Origin of the sequence: Symbiopectobacterium sp. (assembly GCF_047692315.1) — a bacterium.
Classification (GTDB): domain Bacteria; phylum Pseudomonadota; class Gammaproteobacteria; order Enterobacterales; family Enterobacteriaceae; genus Symbiopectobacterium.
Genome location: NZ_JBLLJS010000019.1, coordinates 64,503 through 83,071 on the forward strand (window position 1 = coordinate 64,503; position 18,569 = coordinate 83,071).

An 18,569-nucleotide genomic window follows, 5' to 3' on the forward strand; every position below is an offset into this window, starting at 1 on the left:
GCGCGTAATTCGGGCTGTAGTGATATCACTGTTGGGCCTGCGGGCAAGAGACAAAAGAAGAGGTTTACTGATGACAGATAAGCGCAAAGACGGTTCAGGAAAGTTGCTGTACTGTTCTTTCTGCGGCAAAAGCCAGCATGAGGTCCGTAAGCTGATTGCCGGGCCGTCAGTGTATATCTGCGATGAATGTGTCGATCTGTGCAATGACATCATTCGCGAAGAGATCAAAGAAGTGGCTCCGCATCGTGAACGCAGTGCGTTACCGACGCCCCATGAAATTCGCCGTCACCTGGATGATTATGTTATCGGCCAGGAGCAGGCGAAAAAGGTTCTGGCAGTAGCGGTATACAATCACTACAAGCGTTTGCGTAATGGCGACAGCAGCAACGGCATTGAACTGGGCAAGAGTAACATTCTGCTGATTGGCCCGACTGGGAGCGGTAAAACCCTGTTGGCTGAAACGCTGGCCCGTTTCCTGGATGTGCCTTTCACGATGGCGGATGCCACCACGCTGACCGAAGCGGGTTACGTGGGTGAAGATGTGGAAAATATCATTCAGAAGCTGCTGCAAAAATGCGATTACGACGTACAGAAAGCACAGCGCGGTATCGTGTATATCGATGAAATCGACAAGATTTCGCGCAAGTCTGATAACCCCTCCATCACCCGTGATGTGTCAGGTGAAGGTGTGCAGCAGGCGTTGCTGAAATTGATTGAAGGCACCATTGCTGCGGTGCCGCCGCAAGGTGGGCGCAAGCATCCGCAGCAGGAGTTTTTGCAGGTTGATACTTCCAAGATCCTGTTTATCTGCGGCGGTGCGTTTGCTGGCCTGGATAAAGTGATCGAGTGGCGTGTTGATACCGGTCGTGGTATCGGCTTTGCGGCAACGGTGAAAGGCAGTGCGCAAAAGGCAACCGAAGGCGAGCTGCTGAGCCAGGTAGAACCGGGCGATTTGATCAAGTTTGGTCTGATTCCTGAGTTTATCGGCCGTTTACCCGTGGTTGCGACGTTGAGAGAGCTGAGCGAAGATGCGCTGATTCAGATCCTGCGTGAACCGAAAAATGCGCTGACCAAGCAGTATCAGGCGCTGTTCAATCTTGAAGGGGTTGAGCTGGAGTTCCGCGAAGAGGCATTGACAGCGATTGCCAAGAAAGCCATGGCGCGTAAAACCGGCGCACGCGGTTTGCGCTCTATCGTGGAAGCGGCGTTGCTGGACACCATGTACGATCTACCCTCCATGGAGAGCGTCGATAAAGTGGTGATTGATGAATCGGTGATTGCCGGTCAATCTGAGCCCTTGCTGATCTACGGCAAACCCGAAGCACAGCAGGCATCTGGCGAATAAATCGTCAATTCATTGCGCAACGGAAGTTAAAAATGGGAGATTTTATCTCCCATTTTTTTTGCACGTTCTGGTCGTTGAATGTCTGATGTCTATCCCCATATACTCCAATACTTGTTGGCGAAACCCGTGACATCCGCGTTTCACGAGATTCCTTTAACCTGGCGGAAACGAAACTAAGAGAGAGCTCTATGAACCCTGAGCGTTCCGAACGCATTGAAATCCCCGTATTGCCGTTGCGCGATGTGGTGGTTTATCCGCACATGGTCATTCCGTTGTTTGTTGGCCGGGAGAAATCGATTTGTTGCCTTGAAGCCGCGATGGATCACGATAAAAAGATCATGTTGGTGGCACAAAAAGAGGCTTCAACGGATGAACCCAGTATTAACGATCTTTTCTCGGTAGGGACGGTCGCCTCTATTCTGCAAATGCTGAAACTGCCGGACGGCACGGTCAAGGTGCTGGTGGAAGGGTTGCAACGCGCGCGTATCACCACGCTGTCTGATGGTGGCGAACATTTTGCTGCCCAGGCGGAATACCTGACCTCGCCAGCGATTGATGAGCGCGAGCAGGAAGTTCTGATGCGCACGGCGGTCAATCAATTCGAGGGATACATCAAGCTGAACAAGAAAATCCCGCCGGAAGTGTTGACCTCGCTGAACAGCATTGAAATTGAAGATGCAGCACGTCTGGCGGATACCATTGCCGCCCACATGCCGCTGAAACTGGCTGACAAACAGTCCGTGCTGGAAATGTCTGATATCACGGAGCGTCTCGAATATCTGATGGCGATGATGGAGTCGGAAATCGACCTGTTGCAGGTGGAAAAACGTATCCGTAGTCGCGTGAAAAAGCAGATGGAGAAAAGTCAGCGCGAGTACTATCTCAACGAGCAAATGAAAGCGATTCAAAAAGAGCTCGGTGAGATGGATGACGCGCCGGATGAACACGAAGCGCTGAAACGCAAGATTGAAGCGGCCAAGATGCCGAAAGAGGCGCGGGAAAAGGCGGAAGCCGAGCTGCAAAAGCTGAAGATGATGTCGCCGATGTCGGCTGAGGCCACCGTGGTGCGCAGCTACATCGACTGGATGGTTCAGGTGCCATGGAATGCGCGCAGCAAGGTGAAAAAAGACCTGGTTAAGGCGCAGGAAACCTTGGATACCGACCACTACGGTCTGGATCGCGTTAAAGAGCGTATTCTTGAATATCTTGCGGTACAAAGTCGTGTCAGCAAAATCAAGGGACCGATTCTGTGCCTGGTCGGGCCGCCGGGGGTGGGGAAAACCTCTCTGGGGCAGTCCATCGCCAAGGCAACAGGGCGTGAATACGTGCGTATGGCGCTCGGTGGCGTGCGTGATGAAGCGGAAATTCGCGGGCACCGTCGTACCTATATTGGCTCATTGCCGGGCAAATTGATCCAGAAAATGGCCAAGGTTGGGGTAAAAAACCCACTGTTCCTGTTGGATGAGATCGACAAGATGTCGTCTGATATGCGTGGCGATCCGGCCTCTGCGTTGCTCGAAGTGCTGGATCCGGAGCAGAACGTCACGTTTAATGACCACTATCTCGAAGTGGACTACGATCTGTCCGATGTGATGTTTGTTGCTACCTCTAACTCGATGAACATTCCTGCGCCGTTGCTGGACCGTATGGAAGTGATCCGCCTGTCCGGATACACCGAGGATGAGAAGCTTAATATTGCCAAACGCCATTTGCTGCCGAAGCAGATTGAACGCAACGCGTTGAAGAAAGGCGAGTTGACCGTTGATGACAGCGCCATCTCCGGTATTATCCGTTACTACACGCGTGAAGCGGGCGTGCGTAGTCTGGAGCGTGAAATCTCCAAACTGTGTCGTAAGGCAGTAAAAACGCTGTTGATGGATAAAACTGTTAAGCGTATTGAGATTACGGGCGATAACCTTAAAGATTTTCTTGGTGTTCAGCGCTTTGACTATGGTCGCGCGGATGAAGAGAACCGCGTTGGGCAGGTCACTGGGTTGGCCTGGACAGAAGTTGGCGGTGATTTGCTGACCATTGAAACCGCCTGCGTGCCGGGCAAGGGCAAATTGACGTATACCGGTTCGCTTGGGGAAGTCATGCAGGAATCCATCCAAGCGGCGCTCACCGTGGTGCGTGCGCGTGCTGAACGGCTGGGTATCAATGCGGATTTCCATGAAAAACGTGATATCCACGTGCATGTGCCGGAAGGGGCTACGCCCAAAGATGGCCCGAGCGCCGGGATTGCCATGTGTACCGCACAGGTTTCCTGTCTGACGGGCAATCCGGTGCGTGCCGATGTGGCGATGACCGGGGAAATCACGCTGCGAGGTTTGGTATTGCCAATCGGGGGCTTGAAAGAGAAGCTGTTGGCTGCTCATCGCGGTGGCATTAAGACGGTGTTGATTCCTGATGAGAACAAACGCGATCTGGAAGAAATCCCGCAAAATGTGATTGCCGATCTGGATATTCACCCGGTCAAACGTATCGAGGAAGTGCTTGCGTTAGCGTTACAAAATCCGCCGGACGGTATGCAGCCCGAGCCCGTAAAGGCCAAACGGGCATCTGCCAAGGCGAAAGCGGTGCCCGCAAAGGCCGCGAAAGAGTGACCTATCGCAAAAACCCTTGAGAAAAATCACTCTGGCAGCAGAAATGGCGCTTGCCAGCGTTTTTTTGTACCGCTAAGTTATGGCACTGTTAGTCTTAGCCAGTACGCTGTGCTAAGGTTTGGCAGGATTGAAAAAAGCTACGTGTCGCGTTTTGGGATATTCAGCGTGACAACAGGATTTCAGAGGGGATGAGAGAGTGAACAAGTCACAATTGATCGACAAAATTGCCGCAGATGCTGATATTTCCAAAGCGGCAGCAGGGCGTGTGTTAGATGCAATTATTGGTTCTGTTACTGATTCTCTGAAAGCAGGGGATGACGTTGCACTGGTAGGATTTGGTACGTTCTCCGTGCGTGAGCGTGCTGCACGCACTGGGCGCAATCCGCAAACGGGCAAGGAAATCAGTATTCCAGCAGCAAAAGTACCAGGCTTCCGTGCCGGTAAATCGCTGAAAGACGCCGTTAACTGATTATCTCGTCACAGGTTTGTGCTGTAATCCGAGTACGTTACCAAACATTACCTGACGCCACGGTGTCGGTAAGTAAGGGGCGCATCATTTTATGATGTGCCTTTTTTATGACGGGCGAACGCTGCCCATCACCCTGCGGGGCGTCGCGTTGCAGCGTAAAGTCTTTCCCGCTCCTCTCTCTGGCATTTCATGCCAGACACTGGCATTCTGGCATCATGCTTCGCCAGAAGCGCAGGGAAGCGTGGTTTTGGCCAGCGCAGGGCGTGTTATCCATACTACAGCGGAGAGTTGTCACATTATGATGGACAATTTACGCGCGGCCGCTAATAACGTCGTGCTGAAAATTATTCTGGGCTTGATCGTCGCCTCCTTCGTGTTGACGGGCGTGGGTGATTACCTTATCGGTGGTTCCAATGATTACGCCGCCAAAGTCAATGGGCAGGAAATTGGCCGTGCGCAGTTTGAGCAAGTAGTGCAAAACGAGCGTAGCCGCATGCAGGAACAGTTGGGAGAAAACTTTTCCGTGCTCGCGGGCAATGACGGCTACATGCAGCAGATGCTCTCGCAGCTGATCGATGAGGCGCTGATTGATCAATATGCCCGTAAACTTGGGCTGAATATCAGCGATGCGCAGATTAAACAGGCGATTTTTGCCGTTCCCGCTTTCCAAACCAATAACCAGTTCGATAACGAAAAGTACCTGGATCAGGTACGTCGTTTGGGCCTGACGCCGGATCGCTACGCAGAATTGCTGCGTAAGCAACTGGTCACGCAGCAACTGATTCAGGGGCTGGGTGCAACACAATTCTCTCTGCCAAAAGAGATCGACAGTCTGGTGGCGCAGGCTGCACAGGATCGTATAGTGAGAACGGCCACGATTGACGTGGCGGCGATTGCCAAAACGCTGAACGTGACGGATGAAGAGATCAAGGGCTATTACGACAGCAACAAGAGTCGTTTTATCGATCCGGAGGCCTTCAAGGCCAGTTACCTGCTGTTGGATGCGGCACGCGTTATGGACAGTGTGAAAATCACTGATGCCGATATCGCGGCGTTTTACCAGAAAAACCAGCAAGAGTTTACCCAGCCTGAGCGCAAGCGTTTTAGCGTTATTCAGCTCAAAACCGAAGCGGACGCTCGTGCTGTGCTGGATGAACTGAAGAACGGTGCTGATTTTGCTGCGCTGGCAAAAGAGAAATCTCAGGATGTCGTATCGCGTCGTAACGGCGGCGATCTAGGCTGGATGGATGCCAACGCGACGATTGATGAGTTGCAGCAGGCAAAACTGACAGAAAAAGGCCAGATCTCTGAGCCGGTGAAATCCTCTGTGGGCTACTTGATTGTACGTCTGGATGACATTCAGGCGGCTCAGGTTAAACCGTTGAGTGCGGTTCGCGATGACATTGCTGTCAGAGCAAAACGTGAAAAGGCGCTGGATGAGTTCTTTACCGTGCAACGCAAAGTCAGCGAGGCGGCAAGCAACGACAATGAGTCGCTGGCATCAGCGGAAGAGGCTGCAGGTCAGAAAGCCACTGAAACGGCGTGGTTTAGCCACGATCAGGTACCGGCTGAACTGAATTTCCCTCAGGTCACGCAGGCCATTTTTGGCGGCACCCTGTTAGGGGATAACAGCGCGCCGGGCAGTAACTCCGATGTTATCAGCGTCGATGGCGATCGCGCGATAGTGCTGCGTATCACCGACCACCGCGCTGAGACGCCACGTCCTCTGGATCAGGTGCGTGATGAGATTGTGCAGGTGCTGAAAGTGCAGAAAGCGCAGCAGCAGGCAAACCTACAGGCTGAAAAAATTCTGGTTGACCTGAAACAGGGCAAAGATGATTCGCTGAAAGCGGCAAACCTCAGCTTTGGCGAGCCAGAAACCCTGTCATCTGTTGCACAGGGCAATGTGTTGGCGGAAAGCGTTTTTGCCTTGCCTGTACCGCAGAAGGATAAGGTCAGTTACGGTATTGCACGCGATCAGGCCGGCAATGTGGTGATTGTTGCGCTGGACAGCGTGAAACCCCACGCCATTACTGATGAGCAGAAAGCGCAGTTTGCCAGCCAGGTTGAGCAGAGCGCAGTGACAACACTGTTTGATACCTTGGTTTCCAGCTTGCGCAGCGAAGCGACTATCAAATTAGGTGCTGCTGCTCAGGAGCAGCAACCGCAGTAAGCCATGCATTAATTTGCAATCCGCTGTAACAAGAAAAGGTCGCTTTCGCGGCCTTTTCTAAATTTGAACGCTGTGGTTTGTGCGATTTCCTTTGTTTCGGCACGCTGTATCTCCAGTTAATCAATAGGGAGATGCTGTATGAAAAAGAAGGGAATGTCAGCGCTGTGTTTGTGCCTTGCCATGAGCTTGTCCGCCTTTACCGGTGGCGTTCTGGCGCAAACGGGAGATGCGGCAGCAAACAGCAGTGCGTCGTCGGCACAGTCGCAGACAGCAGGTACGGAGCAGGGAACGGTCAATATCAATACAGACACCGCGCAGCAGTTGACCCAGCTACAAGGGATAGGAGCGCGCAGAGCGGAGGCAATTGTTCAATTCCGCGATGAAAACGGCCCTTTTACCGATATTGAGCAGTTGCAGGAAGTGCCTGGCATCGGACCGACTCTGGTTGAGAATAATCGCGCACGTCTGGTGCTGTAAGTGGTTGATTCGCATCTGTAGTGTCTCTGATGTCATGCCTACGCGGCAGTGGGGTTATTTGCTGCCGCTATTTTCTGCTAACCTTACTTACAGGTCCAACCAGTTGGTGGCGTTAATCTGTTTAGGAGTCATTACGTGGTACACACCTTTATTCCCGTTCTTGGCTTTCATATCGATGTTTATCAGCATGTTAATAACGCTCGCTATCTGGAGTTCATGGAAGAGGCTCGCTGGCAATGGCTGGAGAATTTGCCCGCTTTCCATTGGATGCAACAGCAAGGCATTGCGTTCGTGGTGGTCAATATCAATTATCGCACCCCGGCAGTATTGGGGGATGTGCTACGCATAGAAAGCGAGCTGCTACACCTGAATGCCAAAAGTGGGGTGATCAGCCAAAAGATGGTGCGCACGGCTGATGAGGTTCCAATTGTCGATGCAACCTTGACCTTTGTGTGTATTGATTTGTCGACGCAAAAGGCATTGCCGCTGGAAGGGGAACTGTTGGCGCATTTGGAAGCATTTATGCAGCCTCCATCGTCCCATGATGCCCAGGTGGCATAACGAAAAAGGGGCGGAAGATGAAGCCCCACTTTCGGGTTAAATTACTGCAACCCCGTCTTACGTTTCATCGCTGCCATGACCCCGGCCGGATCCTGCTGATACTGCGCTAAGCCATTTGCACGCAAATGACATGCCGCACAGTGACCGCAACCGTCGCCCTGAATCCCGTTGTAGCAGGTCAACGTTTCATTGCGTACCGTATCCAAATGTTGGTAATGGTCAGCCAATGCCCAGGTTTCCGCTTTGTTCAGCCACATAAGCGGCGTCACAAACTGAATGTCGCGAGCGATGCCGAGTACGATAGCCTGATTCAATGCTTTGACAAACTCATCGCGGCAGTCAGGATAGCCTGAAAAATCCGTTTCACATACGCCGGTGATCACCGCTTCAGCACCGACCTGATAGGCGTAAATGGCGGCCAGCGTAAGAAACAGGATATTACGTCCTGGCACAAACGTGCTCGGGATACCGGATGCAGAAGCGTCGTAATCAGGAACGGCGATATTGTCGCGCGTCAGACTGCTGACAGCCAGTTCGTTAAGCAACCCGACATCCAGCACTTTGTGTGCTTTGACACCCAGTTGGTTTGCCAGCGTGCGTGCAATATCGATTTCCGCCCGGTGGCGCTGACCGTAATCGAACGTCACGCAGTGCACTTCATCATAGAGGCTGAGTGCCTGAATCAGGCAGGTGGTGGAATCCTGACCGCCGCTGAAAACGACCACTGCATGTTTTGTCATCGCTGTACCTGTTCGCTCTAAAGGGCGATTTGCCCTGTGTTTCTTAAAAGTACATGCTATAGCAAAACGGCGTGGTTTTCAGCGTTAACGCAGTATCAGGCCAAAATCAGTTCTGGATGACTCTGCGGTAGTCCGGCGTTAAGCTGCGCCAGATATGGGTTGATATCGCCGATATTTTGCGCTATCCACTCGGCGTTGTAATAGGTATCCAGATAACGTTCCCCGCTGTCACACAGCAGGGTGACAATCGCCCCTTGTTTGCCCTGTGCACGCATGCGGTTAGCCAGTTGCAACATGTCCCAGACATTAGTGCCGGTAGATGCGCCCACCTTGAGTCCTAAAATGCGCTCCAGCCAATACAGGGTGGCGATGCTGGCCGCATCCGGCACCTGCATCATGCTGTCGATGACGTCAGGTATAAAGGACGGTTCTGCACGTGGGCGGCCAATCCCCTCGATTTTACTGCCACAGTGCCCCGTCAGGGCGCGATCGCGCTGGTGGTAGTAATCAAAAAATACCGAGTTCTCTGGATCAACCACCATGAGTTGTGAGTCGATGCCTTGATGACGGATGTAACGTCCCAACGTTGCGGAGGTGCCGCCGGTGCCAGCACTCATCACGATGTAATCGGGGATGGGATAGGGCTCGCGCGCCATCTGGCGGAAAATACTTTCAGCAATATTGTTATTGCCGCGCCAGTCAGTTGCACGCTCAGTATAGGTGAACTGATCCATATAGTGGCCGTTCAGTTCGCGGGCCAATTGCTCCGATGCAGCATAGATCTGGCTTGACTGATCAACGAAGTAGCATTGGCCGCCATAGAAGGTTATTTGCTGCACTTTGCGTTTTGCAGTACGGGTGGGCATAACGGCAATGAAGGGCAGGCCCAACAGACGGGCAAAATAGGCTTCCGAGATAGCGGTGCTGCCGGAGGAGGCTTCAATAATGGGCGTGCCTTCCTTTATCCAGCCGTTGCATAAGCCATAAAGAAAGGGAGCGTGCCAGCCGATGCTTTAGACTGCCGCTTGGGTGCGTGCTCTCACCTTTCAGATAGAAATAAATCCCGGGATAGTGCGGTAGTGTTAAGAGAATCAGATGGGTATCGGCTGAACGCTGAAAATCTGCTTCGATAGCGCTAATGGCCTGTTTCACCCACGCGTTGGTCATGATGTTGCTCTCTTTGCCTGCTTTGCATTTATAAGGCGTAGCCTATCCAGTTTTGCAGAAAAAAGGATTGTTTTTTTGAACTTTGATTGATTGTTTTGTGGTGTTTTTATTCTTCACTTTTTAGTTATTAGGGGAAATTTTTCTCCTTTATATGGTTTTTGTAAGAATCAATGTGTTATCACGGCTCTAGCGTACTGTGATAAGGGGAAAAAAGAGCGGGTTTTCCCGCGCCGCGGTTGCCTTTTCATGCTGTTGCGCGTGAAATAGGAGAAAAATGATTCTGGAATGCCGCTATGCTGGACAAAATCGATCGCACGCTGCTTAACCTGCTGCAACATGACTGCACCTTGTCGTTGCAAACGCTGGCTGATGCGGTGCATCTGACATCGACTCCCTGCTGGAAACGTTTGAAGCGTCTGGAAGAGGAGGGATATATCCGCGCGCGTTGCGCTGCTGGATAATGAACGTCTGGAACTGGGGTTGACCGCTTTTGTGTTATTGAAAACGCAACAGCACAATAGCGCCTGGTATGAAAAATTTTCTCAGGTAGTGTCGGATATGCCAGAGGTGTTGTCGTTTTATCGTATGGCCGGCGAATATGATTACCTGATGCAGGTTCAGGTCGCTGATATGAAAAGCTATGATAATTTTTACAAACGTTTGGTCAGCGGCATTCCTGGCCTGATCGATGTGACCTTCAGCTTTGCCATGGAACGGATAAAGCACACTACTGCACTCCCGATTGTGCCATGACAAATTGCGCCATGAATATATCCGTCATACTTCAAGCTGCAGATGCGTTGGCTGCGCGCGTTCACCCGAATCACTTACTTGAGTAAGCTCATCGGGATTCACTCACTTGCCACCTTCCTGCAACTCGAATTATTTAGGGTATAGATAATGGTGCGCATAAGCTTTCTGTATAATGGGCCGGTGATATTTCGCAGCCCTATCTGGAAAATGGAATAACAACAGCGTGCGACTTTTTGCTCAATTGGCCTGGTATTTTCGCCGAGAATGGCGGCGTTACCTTGGGGCCGTGGTTCTTCTTATCATTATCGCCATCTTGCAACTGCTGCCGCCTAAACTGGTCGGCGTGATTGTGGATGGCGTCACGCGTGATGCCATGCCTGCGGCGACGGTGATGAAATGGATCGGCGCGATGCCGCTGATCGCGGTCATGGTTTATCTGCTGCGTTACGTGTGGCGTATTTTTTTGTTTGGTGCCGTCTACCAGTTAGCCGTGGAACTGCGGGAAGATTTTTACCGCCAACTGAGCCGCCAGCATCCTGCATTTTATCAGCGTCATCGCACCGGCGATCTGATCGCCCGCGCGACCAACGATGTTGATCGCGTCGTGTTTGCCGCCGGAGAAGGGGTGTTGACGCTGGTGGATTCCATGGTGATGGGGTGTGCAGTGTTGGTAGTAATGAGCACCCAAATCAGCTGGCAGCTTACTCTGCTGGTGCTGCTGCCAATGCCCATCATGGCACTGGTGATTAAACATTATGGCACGCAGTTGCATCAACGCTTCAAGGGCGCGCAGGCGGCGTTTTCTTCGCTTAACGATCAGGCGCAGGAAAGCCTGACCAGTATTCGCATGATCAAGGCATTTGGGTTGGAGGATTACCAGTCGCGCCGGTTTGCCGCGGTTGCTGACGACGCAAGACGCAAAAACATGCATGTGGCGCGGGTGGATGCGCGCTTCGATCCGACGATTTACATTGCTGTCGGTTTCTCGCATCTGCTGGCCGTCGGGGGCGGCAGTTGGATAATTCTCCAGGGGACGTTGACGTTAGGGCAACTGACCAGTTTTGTGATGTATTTAGGCCTGATGATTTGGCCGATGCTGGCGCTGGCGTGGATGTTCAATATTGTGGAGCGCGGAAGCGCGGCTTACGGTCGCATTCGTCAACTGCTGAATGAAGTGCCGGTGGTGGCAGACGGTGATGCGCTGCTGCCGCAAGGACGCGGTGCGTTGGACGTCGATATTCGTGCCTTTCATTATCCGCAGCAGTCGCGCCCGGTACTTGAACAGGTGGCCTTTAGATTACCGCCGGGCAATATGCTGGGGCTGTGCGGCCCTACCGGTTCAGGTAAAAGCACGCTGTTGGCCTTGATCCTGCGCCATTTCGATCTGGATGACGGTAAGATTCACTTTCACGATCGGCCTCTTGCGACATTGAATCTGGATAGCCTGCGCCAGCGTCCATGATGACATTGCCCGCTTACCACAAGGCTATAAAACGCAAGTGGGTGAACGTGGCGTGATGCTTTCCGGTGGACAAAAACAGCGTATTGCCATCGCGCGCGCGCTGTTGCTGGATGCCGAGATACTGGTCCTTGATGATGCACTCTCGGCCGTTGATGGGCGTACCGAACACCAAATTCTGCACAATCTGAAACGCTGGGGGGAGAAACGTACCCTGATCATCGGCGCCCACCGCCTTTCCGCCCTCACCGAGGCCGACGAGATCTTGGTTTTACATCAGGGCAGCGTTGCGCAGCGGGGAAGCCATGGCGCGTTAGCATCACAAGTCGGATGGTATCGCGATATGTTCCGCTATCAACAGTTAGAGGCGGCGCTGGATGAAGATTCGGTCAAGGGAGAAATGACAATTGACTAACGCAAAACAGTTATGGCCGACGTTGAAGCGACTGTTGGCGTACGGTTCTCCTTGGCGGAAATCCCTGATTTTGGGTGTTGTGATGCTCTGGGTAGCAGCGGCGGCTGAAGTTGCTGGGCCTGCGCTGGTGAGCTATTTCATCGATCACCTGGTTGCAAAAGGCAATATTCCTTTGGCCTTGGCAGGCGGATTGGCAGCGGTTTATATCTTGCTGCAACTGTTTGCTGCGCTACTTCACATCTTTACCCTTTCCTTTTACTTCTCCAGGCGGGTTTCACGTTATTTCCCTGCGCAATTACTGCTTCGTTTCATTTGTGGCACAGCCTTTGCTTTATACCTGTCGTGAAGGTTATTCGAAATGGTGGCGGGCGTAAGTCTGAACTTAATTGGTAAGGGGAAGATAATGAAACTGGTTACTGTGGTGATAAAACCATTCAAGCTGGAAGATGTGCGTGAAGCCTTATCTTCTGTCGGCATCCAGGGGCTCACCGTCACTGAGGTGAAAGGATTTGGACGCCAGAAAGGCCATGCTGAGTTGTATCGCGGTGCTGAATATAGCGTCAACTTTTTGCCGAAAGTGAAAATTGATATTGCCATTGCTGACGATCAGGTTGATGAAGTCGTTGATGTGATCAGTAAAGCGGCTTACACCGGGAAAATTGGCGACGGTAAAATTTTTGTTGCTGAACTGCAACGCGTTATCCGTATTCGTACGGGCGAAACTGACGACGCCGCACTGTAATGCCTGGCTGACGAAAAATTGGGATGGATGAAAATGAAAATACGAGTCTCTTCATTATTAGGCCTTGCCGCCGCAGCGTTACTTCCGTCGCTGGCAATGGCTGCTGATACACCAGCAATCGATAAAGCGGATAACGCTTTTATGATGATTTGTACTGCGCTGGTCCTGTTTATGACACTGCCTGGCATTGCTCTGTTCTACGGCGGCCTGATTCGTTCCAAAAACGTGCTGTCCATGTTGACGCAGGTTACCGTGACCTTTGCCATGGTGTGCGTGCTGTGGGTCATTTACGATTACAGCATGGCCTTTGCGACCGGTAATGCTTTCTTTGGCGGTCTGGACATGTTCATGCTCAAAGGCATTGAGCTGACATCACAGTCCGGTACCATTTACCAACTGATCCACGTTGCGTTCCGGGCCTCCTTTGCCTGCATCACCGTTGCGCTGGTGGTCGGGGCGATTGCTGAACGTATTCGTTTTTCTGCGGTACTGATTTTCGTCGCTATCTGGCTGACATTCTCCTACCTGCCGCTGACGCACATGGTATGGGGCAGCGGTTTCCTGGCGGCTGATGGCGCGCTGGACTTCTCTGGCGGTACTGTGGTGCATATTAACGCCGCTGTTGCTGGTTTGACGGGGGCTTACCTGCTGGGTAAACGTGCAGGTTTCGGCAAAGAAGCGTTTAAACCGTATAACCTGCCGATGGTGTTTACCGGTACGGCTATCCCGTATATCGGCTGGTTCGGTTTTAACGCCGGTTCCGCTGCTGCTAACGAAATTGCCGGTCTGGCTTTCCTGAACACCGTAGTGGCTACTGCGGGTGCGATTCTGGCGTGGGTTATTGGCGAGTGGATGGCGCGTGGTAAGCCTTCTCTGCTGGGTGCCTGTTCCGGTTGTATCGCAGGCCTGGTTGCAATCACGCCTGCTGCGGGTACTGTCGGTGTGGGTGGCGCGCTGATTATTGGTCTGGTAGGAGGTTTTGCAGGCCTGTGGGGCGTGACCGTGCTGAAAAGATGGCTGCGCGTTGATGACCCGTGTGCTGTGTTCGGTGTGCGCGGGATCGTCGGTTGTATCCTGACTGGGGTATTCACCTCTGCTTCTCTGGGCGGCACGGGCTACGCAGAAGGCGTTACCATGGCGCATCAAGTCTGGGTACAGCTGTTTAGCGTGATTATCGCTTTCATCTGGTCTGGCGTTGCGGCATTCATCGCGTTCAAAGTTGCAGACCTGGCCGTTGGCCTGCGTATGCTGGAAGAACAAGAGCGTGAAGGCCTGGATGTTAACAGCCACGGCGAAAACGCTTACAACCAGTAATATCTACGCGCTGTGAAAAACGCGGGCCTTGGCCCGCGTTTTTTTCATTATGTTTTTAATCTCTGTGCAAGTCGTCTTGTTTCAAGACGCATCACGACGTCGCATAACGTCTTCCTGCACCGTGGAAGCAACGAGCACACCTTCTCTGGTATAAAACTGCCCACGAACAAATCCATGGGCGCCGGAAGCCGATGTGCTTTCCACAGTGTAGAGTAGCCAATCATCAAGACGGAAGGGGCGGTGGAACCACATGGAGTGGTCGATAGTGGCGACTTGCATACCCGGTTCAAGAAACCCTACGCCGTGCGGTTGCAGCGCCGTAAGCAGGAAATTGCAATCCGACGTATAACCCAGCAGGTATTTATGAATGCGCTCATCATCGGGTATGGTGCCGTTCGCACGGCACCATACGTGACGCACCGGTTCATCCACCTGGCCTTTAAGCGGGTTGTGAAATTTTACCGGGCGCATTTCTATGGCACGCTGTTGCAGAAATTTGTCGCGAAACTGTTCAGGCAGCAAATGCACCATGCTTTGCGCAATTTCCTGCTCAGAAGGTAACGACTCAGGCTCAGGAACCACTGGCATGGTGTTTTGATGTTCAAAACCGCTCTCGTGACGTTGAAAGGAGGCGGTCATGAAAAATATGGGTTTACCATTCTGGATGGCGCTTACGCGCCGCGCGCTAAAACTGTTGCCATCCCGCAGGTTCTGCACATCATAGATAATGGGTTTGCTGCTGTCTCCCGGCAACAAAAAGTAGCTGTGGAATGAGTGCAACCCTCGACCGGCCTCGACGGTCTGCTTGGCCGCAAACAGCGCCTGGCCGACGACTTGTCCGCCGAAGACCTGGCGTAACCCTAAATCTTCACTTTGCCCACGGAAGAGCCCTTCCTCAATTTTTTCCAGTTTCAGAAGTTCGAGAAGGTGCTGTAGTGCCTGACTCATAGATGCTCTCCCTTGGTGGCAATTTATTTTAGCTAATACAGAAAGATAAATGATAACGCTTGTCGTTGTAACCGACATGGCCCAGCACATGTGTTTGCGAAAAATGATAAATTCAGAATATTGAACACTGCCAAATGGCCGATGTAGGCCATACTTTCATTATCACGTTGGTGTGAGCTTGTCGCACCGCAACCTGTGTTGCACGTTGTTGCCCACACTGACGTCGTTACAGACAATAACGAAAGGAGACTGGCCAATGAAATTATGGCATATCTTAGGTGGTATCACGTTATCTGTCGTGTTGAGTGGCGCGGCGGTAGCAGCGACGGCGGTCACCGATTCACCGACCGTTTCGCAAAATCAGCTTGCCATGCCTGCTGTCAGCGGCACCATCAACCTGCATCAGCGTATTGCTCTGCCGCCTAATGCAGCCCTGACGGTCACCGTTTCTGATGCCACCGTGCCCGATGTACCGTCTTGCGTGCTGGCACAAAAAGTAGCGTGGACGGATGGGAAACAGGCACCTTTTACTTTCACCCTGCCGTATAACCCGGCAGACGTTCAACCGAATGCGCGTATATTGCTCAGCGCAGCGGTAACCATTGATAACCGTGTTGTGATGGCTACGCAGGTATTCCCGCCGTGATCACCAACGGAGTAACCCGTGCTGACTTGCTGTTGATTCCGGTAGAATCGGTTGCATTGCCAACCCATGCGCAGGGCGGGTTGCTGTCACCCAGCGCGCCAGCCCCATAGTTGAACTCTGCGGGATAACGCTTCATGGCTTTCAGGGCGTTTCGCCCTGCCAGCCATAGCGGACAAGATCGATTTTTCCCTGACGTGTAAAAGTTATCCCCTCGGCCCTGAGCGCTTCGCGCTGGCGAATGTAATCCGGGCCTGAAAGTGAAATTTCACCATGACGATTTATCACCTGATGCCAGGGAAGCGAGCTGCCTTCGGGCAGCTTTTTTAATACTCCGCCTACCTGCCGGGCAGCGCGTGCAGAACCCGCAAGGCGGGCCACCTCGCCGTAGGTGGTGACTTTGCCCCAGGGGATTGCCGCCACAATATGAAAAACACGTTGGCGAAAATTATCCTGTTCCATGCCTTCCTCGGTTACCTGCTACGACGAATCAACATAGTGGCACAGGTGGGTGCGCTTGCAAACGTACCCTTCGGTCACTTAGAGGGAAAATCGAATAAGAAAACAACGGTCGGCCGCCGCCAACTTGCAATTGACGGGCGCATACCCGATAATGTCCACGCTCTGTACCACGCAGAGCAAACGAATCAATGGAGGCCCTGTCGGTTCTCCCGCAACATTACCCTGTGGACTCGGTCAGGTCCGGAAGGAAGCAGCCGCAGCAGGAGACGTGTGTGCCGGGATGTAGCTGGCAGGGCCTCCACCCTTTATGTTCCCTTCATTATTTTTAATTTTCGCGCTTTTTACTGCCATTCTTTTCATTCTGTTTTCTGTATTCAATGTGTTTATTAATTGCACCGTGTTGCTAATGACTTCCTCGGTTTGACATTAAAGAGAAAGTAGATAAGTGTGCACTACCATTGATTATCTAAAAAAACAGCATGATGAGGAGAATGGCAAGATTTTGTTGTTTTTAGGATAAGCAGAAAAATTCTACTGTGATGGAATCGGATTGCACCAAAAAAAGGCAATGAGACATGCCTAATATTGAGATCAATGTATGTGATTTACAATTGTGATATTTACGTAAGCGAATGGCTTAGAGAGAGTGAAACGCCAGCAATCAAGCTGGCGTAAGATATTCACCTTATGTCATTCCGGTATAAACGTATGGGTTAGCGTACGTATTTCCAGACTGCAGTGGGAACCTTGTCGTAAAGCTTGTTCATCGTGAGCTCAGCTAAACGATGATCGGCAGCTGAATAAAACATTTCCAACTCATCGCTAGAAAGCTCATACTTGTTCTTCTCGATAACACGTTCAAGCGTGTCGATCGTCGTACACTTGCGTAAACGCATCAAATAATCAATTTTTTTCATGAAGACCTTTATCAAAACAATACCAGCACCTGGTGGTTAATTAATATAAAAGCATCTATTGCTTAAGATTTAGCAGATGAACAGACGTTCTCCTGTGAGAGCATTCCTAATAATGTGGCTTTGGATCGTTGCCAGCGTCGCAGTTCGGCACCATTAATCCCATAGTTACTGAACAAATCGTAGGTGTCATCTAAATACTGCTCAACCCGTTTTAAAAGCTCGTCTTCATCGGGGTATTTTATTTTAAAAGTCAGAATAAATGTAGCTATATGCTCAATCAATTCATTTAATTGGAGATTGATCGCAGATGTTGGGTCATTGACCCAGCCATGACTGCTATCCCCCAATGTGGCGATGCTTTCGTCACAGAGATTTTCACACAAGAATCGGAGTTGGGCAATATCATAATGTTTCGGTGAGTACTCATCCATATCGTTCACTCCGTCATGCTGTTATTCCACATTACCTCAGGGGAGCTTACAAACCTGCGCCCTGATGGAACTTCATAGAAAACCCTGACAACAGTTGGTGACTCCTTGGCTTAAGTGATGAAATAAGCTCACATTTATCCTAATGAATGGTACGCGATGCTTGGCATATCGCACCATCCATACGCTAACTATAGCAAAAGAATCATGGGTTATCGCAAAAAATAAGTAAGGTTTTTGACCCTATTTAATCAGATAGATCTTCTGTATAGCCGATATATATAATAGGTGATACGGTGTTTCATAATATTACTTTATTAAATTATTTTACAAATTAGAGCGAGAATTATCTGAGAAAGGTTACTTTTGTGACTATATCATCACTAGGGAAAAGGATATTAATTGTGCAGGTAATTGGAGAAGGATTTTTATTAACACATTGATATGTAATAAAAATCCCTAGTAAGGTATAAGGCTTGTTCGCTGTGCTGTTGTCATTATCAGCGCTTTTTCTTTCTGCCTTGCACTGCCTTAAAACGTGGATTTGTCTTACAAATAACGTAAACCCGGCCATGTCGACGGACCACTTTACAATCTTTATGGCGAGTTTTCGCCGAGCGTAATGAACTGAGAACCTGCATACTTTCTCCTGCTAAGAATTACATATATCGCTATTTTATAAAATGGCCAAAACGCTTGTGGAAACGCGCTGTACTCCCTTCTTTGGCATACTCTTTTTGTTTCCCGGTGTAATAGGGATGGGATGCTGAAGATACATCAATCGTGACATAGGGATAGGTTACTCCGTCCCGTTCGATGGTGCGGTCTGTCTGGATGGTTGAGCCGACCATGAAATACTCATCAGCACTGGTATCGTGAAACGCTACGGTACGATAGTGCGGGTGGATATTTGCCTTCATAAAAAACCTCGTTATTATATTATAACATAACTA

The 18,569-nt window shown here is 51.1% G+C and carries 16 protein-coding genes, 1 other RNA gene and 4 pseudogenes; 13 read left to right on the plus strand and 8 right to left on the minus strand.

The window, feature by feature from the left end:
• Positions 1-70: 70 nt before the first annotated feature.
• The 6 genes from clpX to ACMZI0_RS09185 all read left to right on the plus strand — a co-directional run bounded on the left by clpX (position 71) and on the right by ACMZI0_RS09185 (position 7,628).
• Positions 71-1,345 carry an ATP-dependent protease ATP-binding subunit ClpX gene (clpX, locus tag ACMZI0_RS09160; RefSeq protein ID WP_415672719.1) on the plus strand — a complete coding sequence of 425 codons (1,275 nt, stop codon included), beginning with the start codon at positions 71-73 and terminating at the stop codon, positions 1,343-1,345.
• Between the two features lie 188 nt (positions 1,346-1,533).
• The gene (lon, locus tag ACMZI0_RS09165) at positions 1,534-3,948 is read left to right on the plus strand and encodes an endopeptidase La (RefSeq protein WP_415672720.1); all 2,415 of its coding nucleotides are present in this window, start codon (positions 1,534-1,536) and stop codon (positions 3,946-3,948) included.
• 196 nt (positions 3,949-4,144) lie between these two features.
• Positions 4,145-4,417, plus strand: coding sequence for a nucleoid-associated protein HU-beta (gene hupB / locus ACMZI0_RS09170; RefSeq protein WP_195315237.1), 273 nt, complete (start codon positions 4,145-4,147; stop codon positions 4,415-4,417).
• 298 nt (positions 4,418-4,715) lie between these two features.
• On the plus strand, positions 4,716-6,590 hold the full coding sequence (gene ppiD / locus ACMZI0_RS09175) for a peptidylprolyl isomerase (RefSeq protein ID WP_415672737.1): 1,875 nt from the start codon (positions 4,716-4,718) through the stop codon (positions 6,588-6,590).
• A gap of 138 nt (positions 6,591-6,728) precedes the next feature.
• Positions 6,729-7,067: a ComEA family DNA-binding protein gene (locus tag ACMZI0_RS09180; protein ID WP_415672721.1), complete on the plus strand. Its 339-nt coding sequence runs from the start codon at positions 6,729-6,731 to the stop codon at positions 7,065-7,067.
• Between the two features lie 135 nt (positions 7,068-7,202).
• Positions 7,203-7,628 (plus strand): acyl-CoA thioesterase, encoded by a 426-nt coding sequence (locus tag ACMZI0_RS09185; protein WP_415672722.1) that lies wholly within the window; start codon positions 7,203-7,205, stop codon positions 7,626-7,628.
• A 41-nt stretch (positions 7,629-7,669) separates the two neighbouring features.
• Here ACMZI0_RS09185 and queC read toward each other — a convergent pair whose 3' ends face one another.
• Positions 7,670-8,368, minus strand: a complete 699-nt coding sequence (gene queC, locus ACMZI0_RS09190) for a 7-cyano-7-deazaguanine synthase QueC (RefSeq protein WP_415672723.1) — start codon at positions 8,366-8,368, stop codon at positions 7,670-7,672.
• A 95-nt stretch (positions 8,369-8,463) separates the two neighbouring features.
• Positions 8,464-9,535 (minus strand): annotated as a pseudogene (locus ACMZI0_RS09195) (PLP-dependent cysteine synthase family protein).
• A gap of 293 nt (positions 9,536-9,828) precedes the next feature.
• Here ACMZI0_RS09195 and ACMZI0_RS09200 point away from each other — a divergent pair.
• The 5 genes and pseudogenes from ACMZI0_RS09200 (at position 9,829) to amtB (ending at position 14,218) form a co-directional block, all read left to right on the plus strand.
• A pseudogene (locus ACMZI0_RS09200) lies at positions 9,829-10,288 on the plus strand (Lrp/AsnC family transcriptional regulator).
• Positions 10,289-10,511: 223 nt separating this feature from the next.
• Positions 10,512-12,162, plus strand: a pseudogene (locus tag ACMZI0_RS09205) (ABC transporter transmembrane domain-containing protein).
• Positions 12,155-12,406, plus strand: a pseudogene (locus ACMZI0_RS09210) (multidrug ABC transporter permease/ATP-binding protein); the annotation flags it as partial. The pseudogenes ACMZI0_RS09205 and ACMZI0_RS09210, both read left to right, overlap by 8 nt.
• Positions 12,407-12,565: 159 nt before the next feature.
• Positions 12,566-12,904, plus strand: a complete 339-nt coding sequence (gene glnK, locus ACMZI0_RS09215) for a P-II family nitrogen regulator (protein WP_195315229.1) — start codon at positions 12,566-12,568, stop codon at positions 12,902-12,904.
• 33 nt (positions 12,905-12,937) lie between these two features.
• Positions 12,938-14,218 carry an ammonium transporter AmtB gene (amtB, locus tag ACMZI0_RS09220; protein WP_415672724.1) on the plus strand — a complete coding sequence of 427 codons (1,281 nt, stop codon included), beginning with the start codon at positions 12,938-12,940 and terminating at the stop codon, positions 14,216-14,218.
• Positions 14,219-14,299: 81 nt separating this feature from the next.
• On the opposite strand, the gene tesB is transcribed toward amtB, so the two are convergent.
• A complete protein-coding gene (gene tesB / locus ACMZI0_RS09225; protein ID WP_415672725.1) occupies positions 14,300-15,166 on the minus strand; it encodes an acyl-CoA thioesterase II in 867 nt (288 codons plus the stop codon).
• 256 nt (positions 15,167-15,422) lie between these two features.
• Between tesB and ACMZI0_RS09230 the strand changes: the two genes are divergently transcribed.
• A complete protein-coding gene (locus ACMZI0_RS09230; protein WP_415672726.1) occupies positions 15,423-15,812 on the plus strand; it encodes a YbaY family lipoprotein in 390 nt (129 codons plus the stop codon).
• 141 nt (positions 15,813-15,953) lie between these two features.
• Here the strand turns inward: ACMZI0_RS09230 and ACMZI0_RS09235 are convergent, their stop codons facing one another.
• Complete coding sequence (locus ACMZI0_RS09235) at positions 15,954-16,271, minus strand: MGMT family protein (RefSeq protein WP_415672727.1); 318 nt, start codon at positions 16,269-16,271, stop codon at positions 15,954-15,956.
• A 198-nt stretch (positions 16,272-16,469) separates the two neighbouring features.
• Here ACMZI0_RS09235 and ffs point away from each other — a divergent pair.
• An RNA gene (ffs, locus tag ACMZI0_RS09240) (signal recognition particle sRNA small type) lies at positions 16,470-16,566 on the plus strand.
• 418 nt (positions 16,567-16,984) lie between these two features.
• Here the strand turns inward: ffs and ACMZI0_RS09245 are convergent.
• The 4 genes from ACMZI0_RS09245 to ACMZI0_RS09260 form a co-directional block, all read right to left on the minus strand.
• Complete coding sequence (locus ACMZI0_RS09245) at positions 16,985-17,188, minus strand: HHA domain-containing protein (protein ID WP_195315224.1); 204 nt, start codon at positions 17,186-17,188, stop codon at positions 16,985-16,987.
• 62 nt (positions 17,189-17,250) lie between these two features.
• On the minus strand, positions 17,251-17,619 hold the full coding sequence (gene tomB, locus ACMZI0_RS09250; RefSeq protein ID WP_415672728.1) for an Hha toxicity modulator TomB: 369 nt from the start codon (positions 17,617-17,619) through the stop codon (positions 17,251-17,253).
• 497 nt (positions 17,620-18,116) lie between these two features.
• A complete protein-coding gene (gene ykgO, locus ACMZI0_RS09255; protein ID WP_195315222.1) occupies positions 18,117-18,257 on the minus strand; it encodes a type B 50S ribosomal protein L36 in 141 nt (46 codons plus the stop codon).
• Between the two features lie 30 nt (positions 18,258-18,287).
• Positions 18,288-18,536, minus strand: coding sequence for a type B 50S ribosomal protein L31 (locus ACMZI0_RS09260; protein ID WP_415672729.1), 249 nt, complete (start codon positions 18,534-18,536; stop codon positions 18,288-18,290).
• Positions 18,537-18,569: the final 33 nt, after the last annotated feature.

What these genes read in the sequence shown, in the direction of transcription:
- ACMZI0_RS09245 (WP_195315224.1), bottom strand. Translation starts at nt 17,188, where the DNA reads ATGAAAAAAATTGATTATTTGATGCGTTTACGCAAGTGTACGACGATC.
- clpX (WP_415672719.1), top strand. Translation starts at nt 71, where the DNA reads ATGACAGATAAGCGCAAAGACGGTTCAGGAAAGTTGCTGTACTGTTCT.
- lon (WP_415672720.1), top strand. Translation starts at nt 1,534, where the DNA reads ATGAACCCTGAGCGTTCCGAACGCATTGAAATCCCCGTATTGCCGTTG.
- ACMZI0_RS09235 (WP_415672727.1), bottom strand. Translation starts at nt 16,271, where the DNA reads ATGGAACAGGATAATTTTCGCCAACGTGTTTTTCATATTGTGGCGGCA.
- tomB (WP_415672728.1), bottom strand. Translation starts at nt 17,619, where the DNA reads ATGGATGAGTACTCACCGAAACATTATGATATTGCCCAACTCCGATTC.
- queC (WP_415672723.1), bottom strand. Translation starts at nt 8,368, where the DNA reads ATGACAAAACATGCAGTGGTCGTTTTCAGCGGCGGTCAGGATTCCACC.
- ACMZI0_RS09180 (WP_415672721.1), top strand. Translation starts at nt 6,729, where the DNA reads ATGAAAAAGAAGGGAATGTCAGCGCTGTGTTTGTGCCTTGCCATGAGC.
- glnK (WP_195315229.1), top strand. Translation starts at nt 12,566, where the DNA reads ATGAAACTGGTTACTGTGGTGATAAAACCATTCAAGCTGGAAGATGTG.
- ykgO (WP_195315222.1), bottom strand. Translation starts at nt 18,257, where the DNA reads ATGCAGGTTCTCAGTTCATTACGCTCGGCGAAAACTCGCCATAAAGAT.
- ACMZI0_RS09230 (WP_415672726.1), top strand. Translation starts at nt 15,423, where the DNA reads ATGAAATTATGGCATATCTTAGGTGGTATCACGTTATCTGTCGTGTTG.
- amtB (WP_415672724.1), top strand. Translation starts at nt 12,938, where the DNA reads ATGAAAATACGAGTCTCTTCATTATTAGGCCTTGCCGCCGCAGCGTTA.
- ACMZI0_RS09260 (WP_415672729.1), bottom strand. Translation starts at nt 18,536, where the DNA reads ATGAAGGCAAATATCCACCCGCACTATCGTACCGTAGCGTTTCACGAT.
- ppiD (WP_415672737.1), top strand. Translation starts at nt 4,716, where the DNA reads ATGATGGACAATTTACGCGCGGCCGCTAATAACGTCGTGCTGAAAATT.
- tesB (WP_415672725.1), bottom strand. Translation starts at nt 15,166, where the DNA reads ATGAGTCAGGCACTACAGCACCTTCTCGAACTTCTGAAACTGGAAAAA.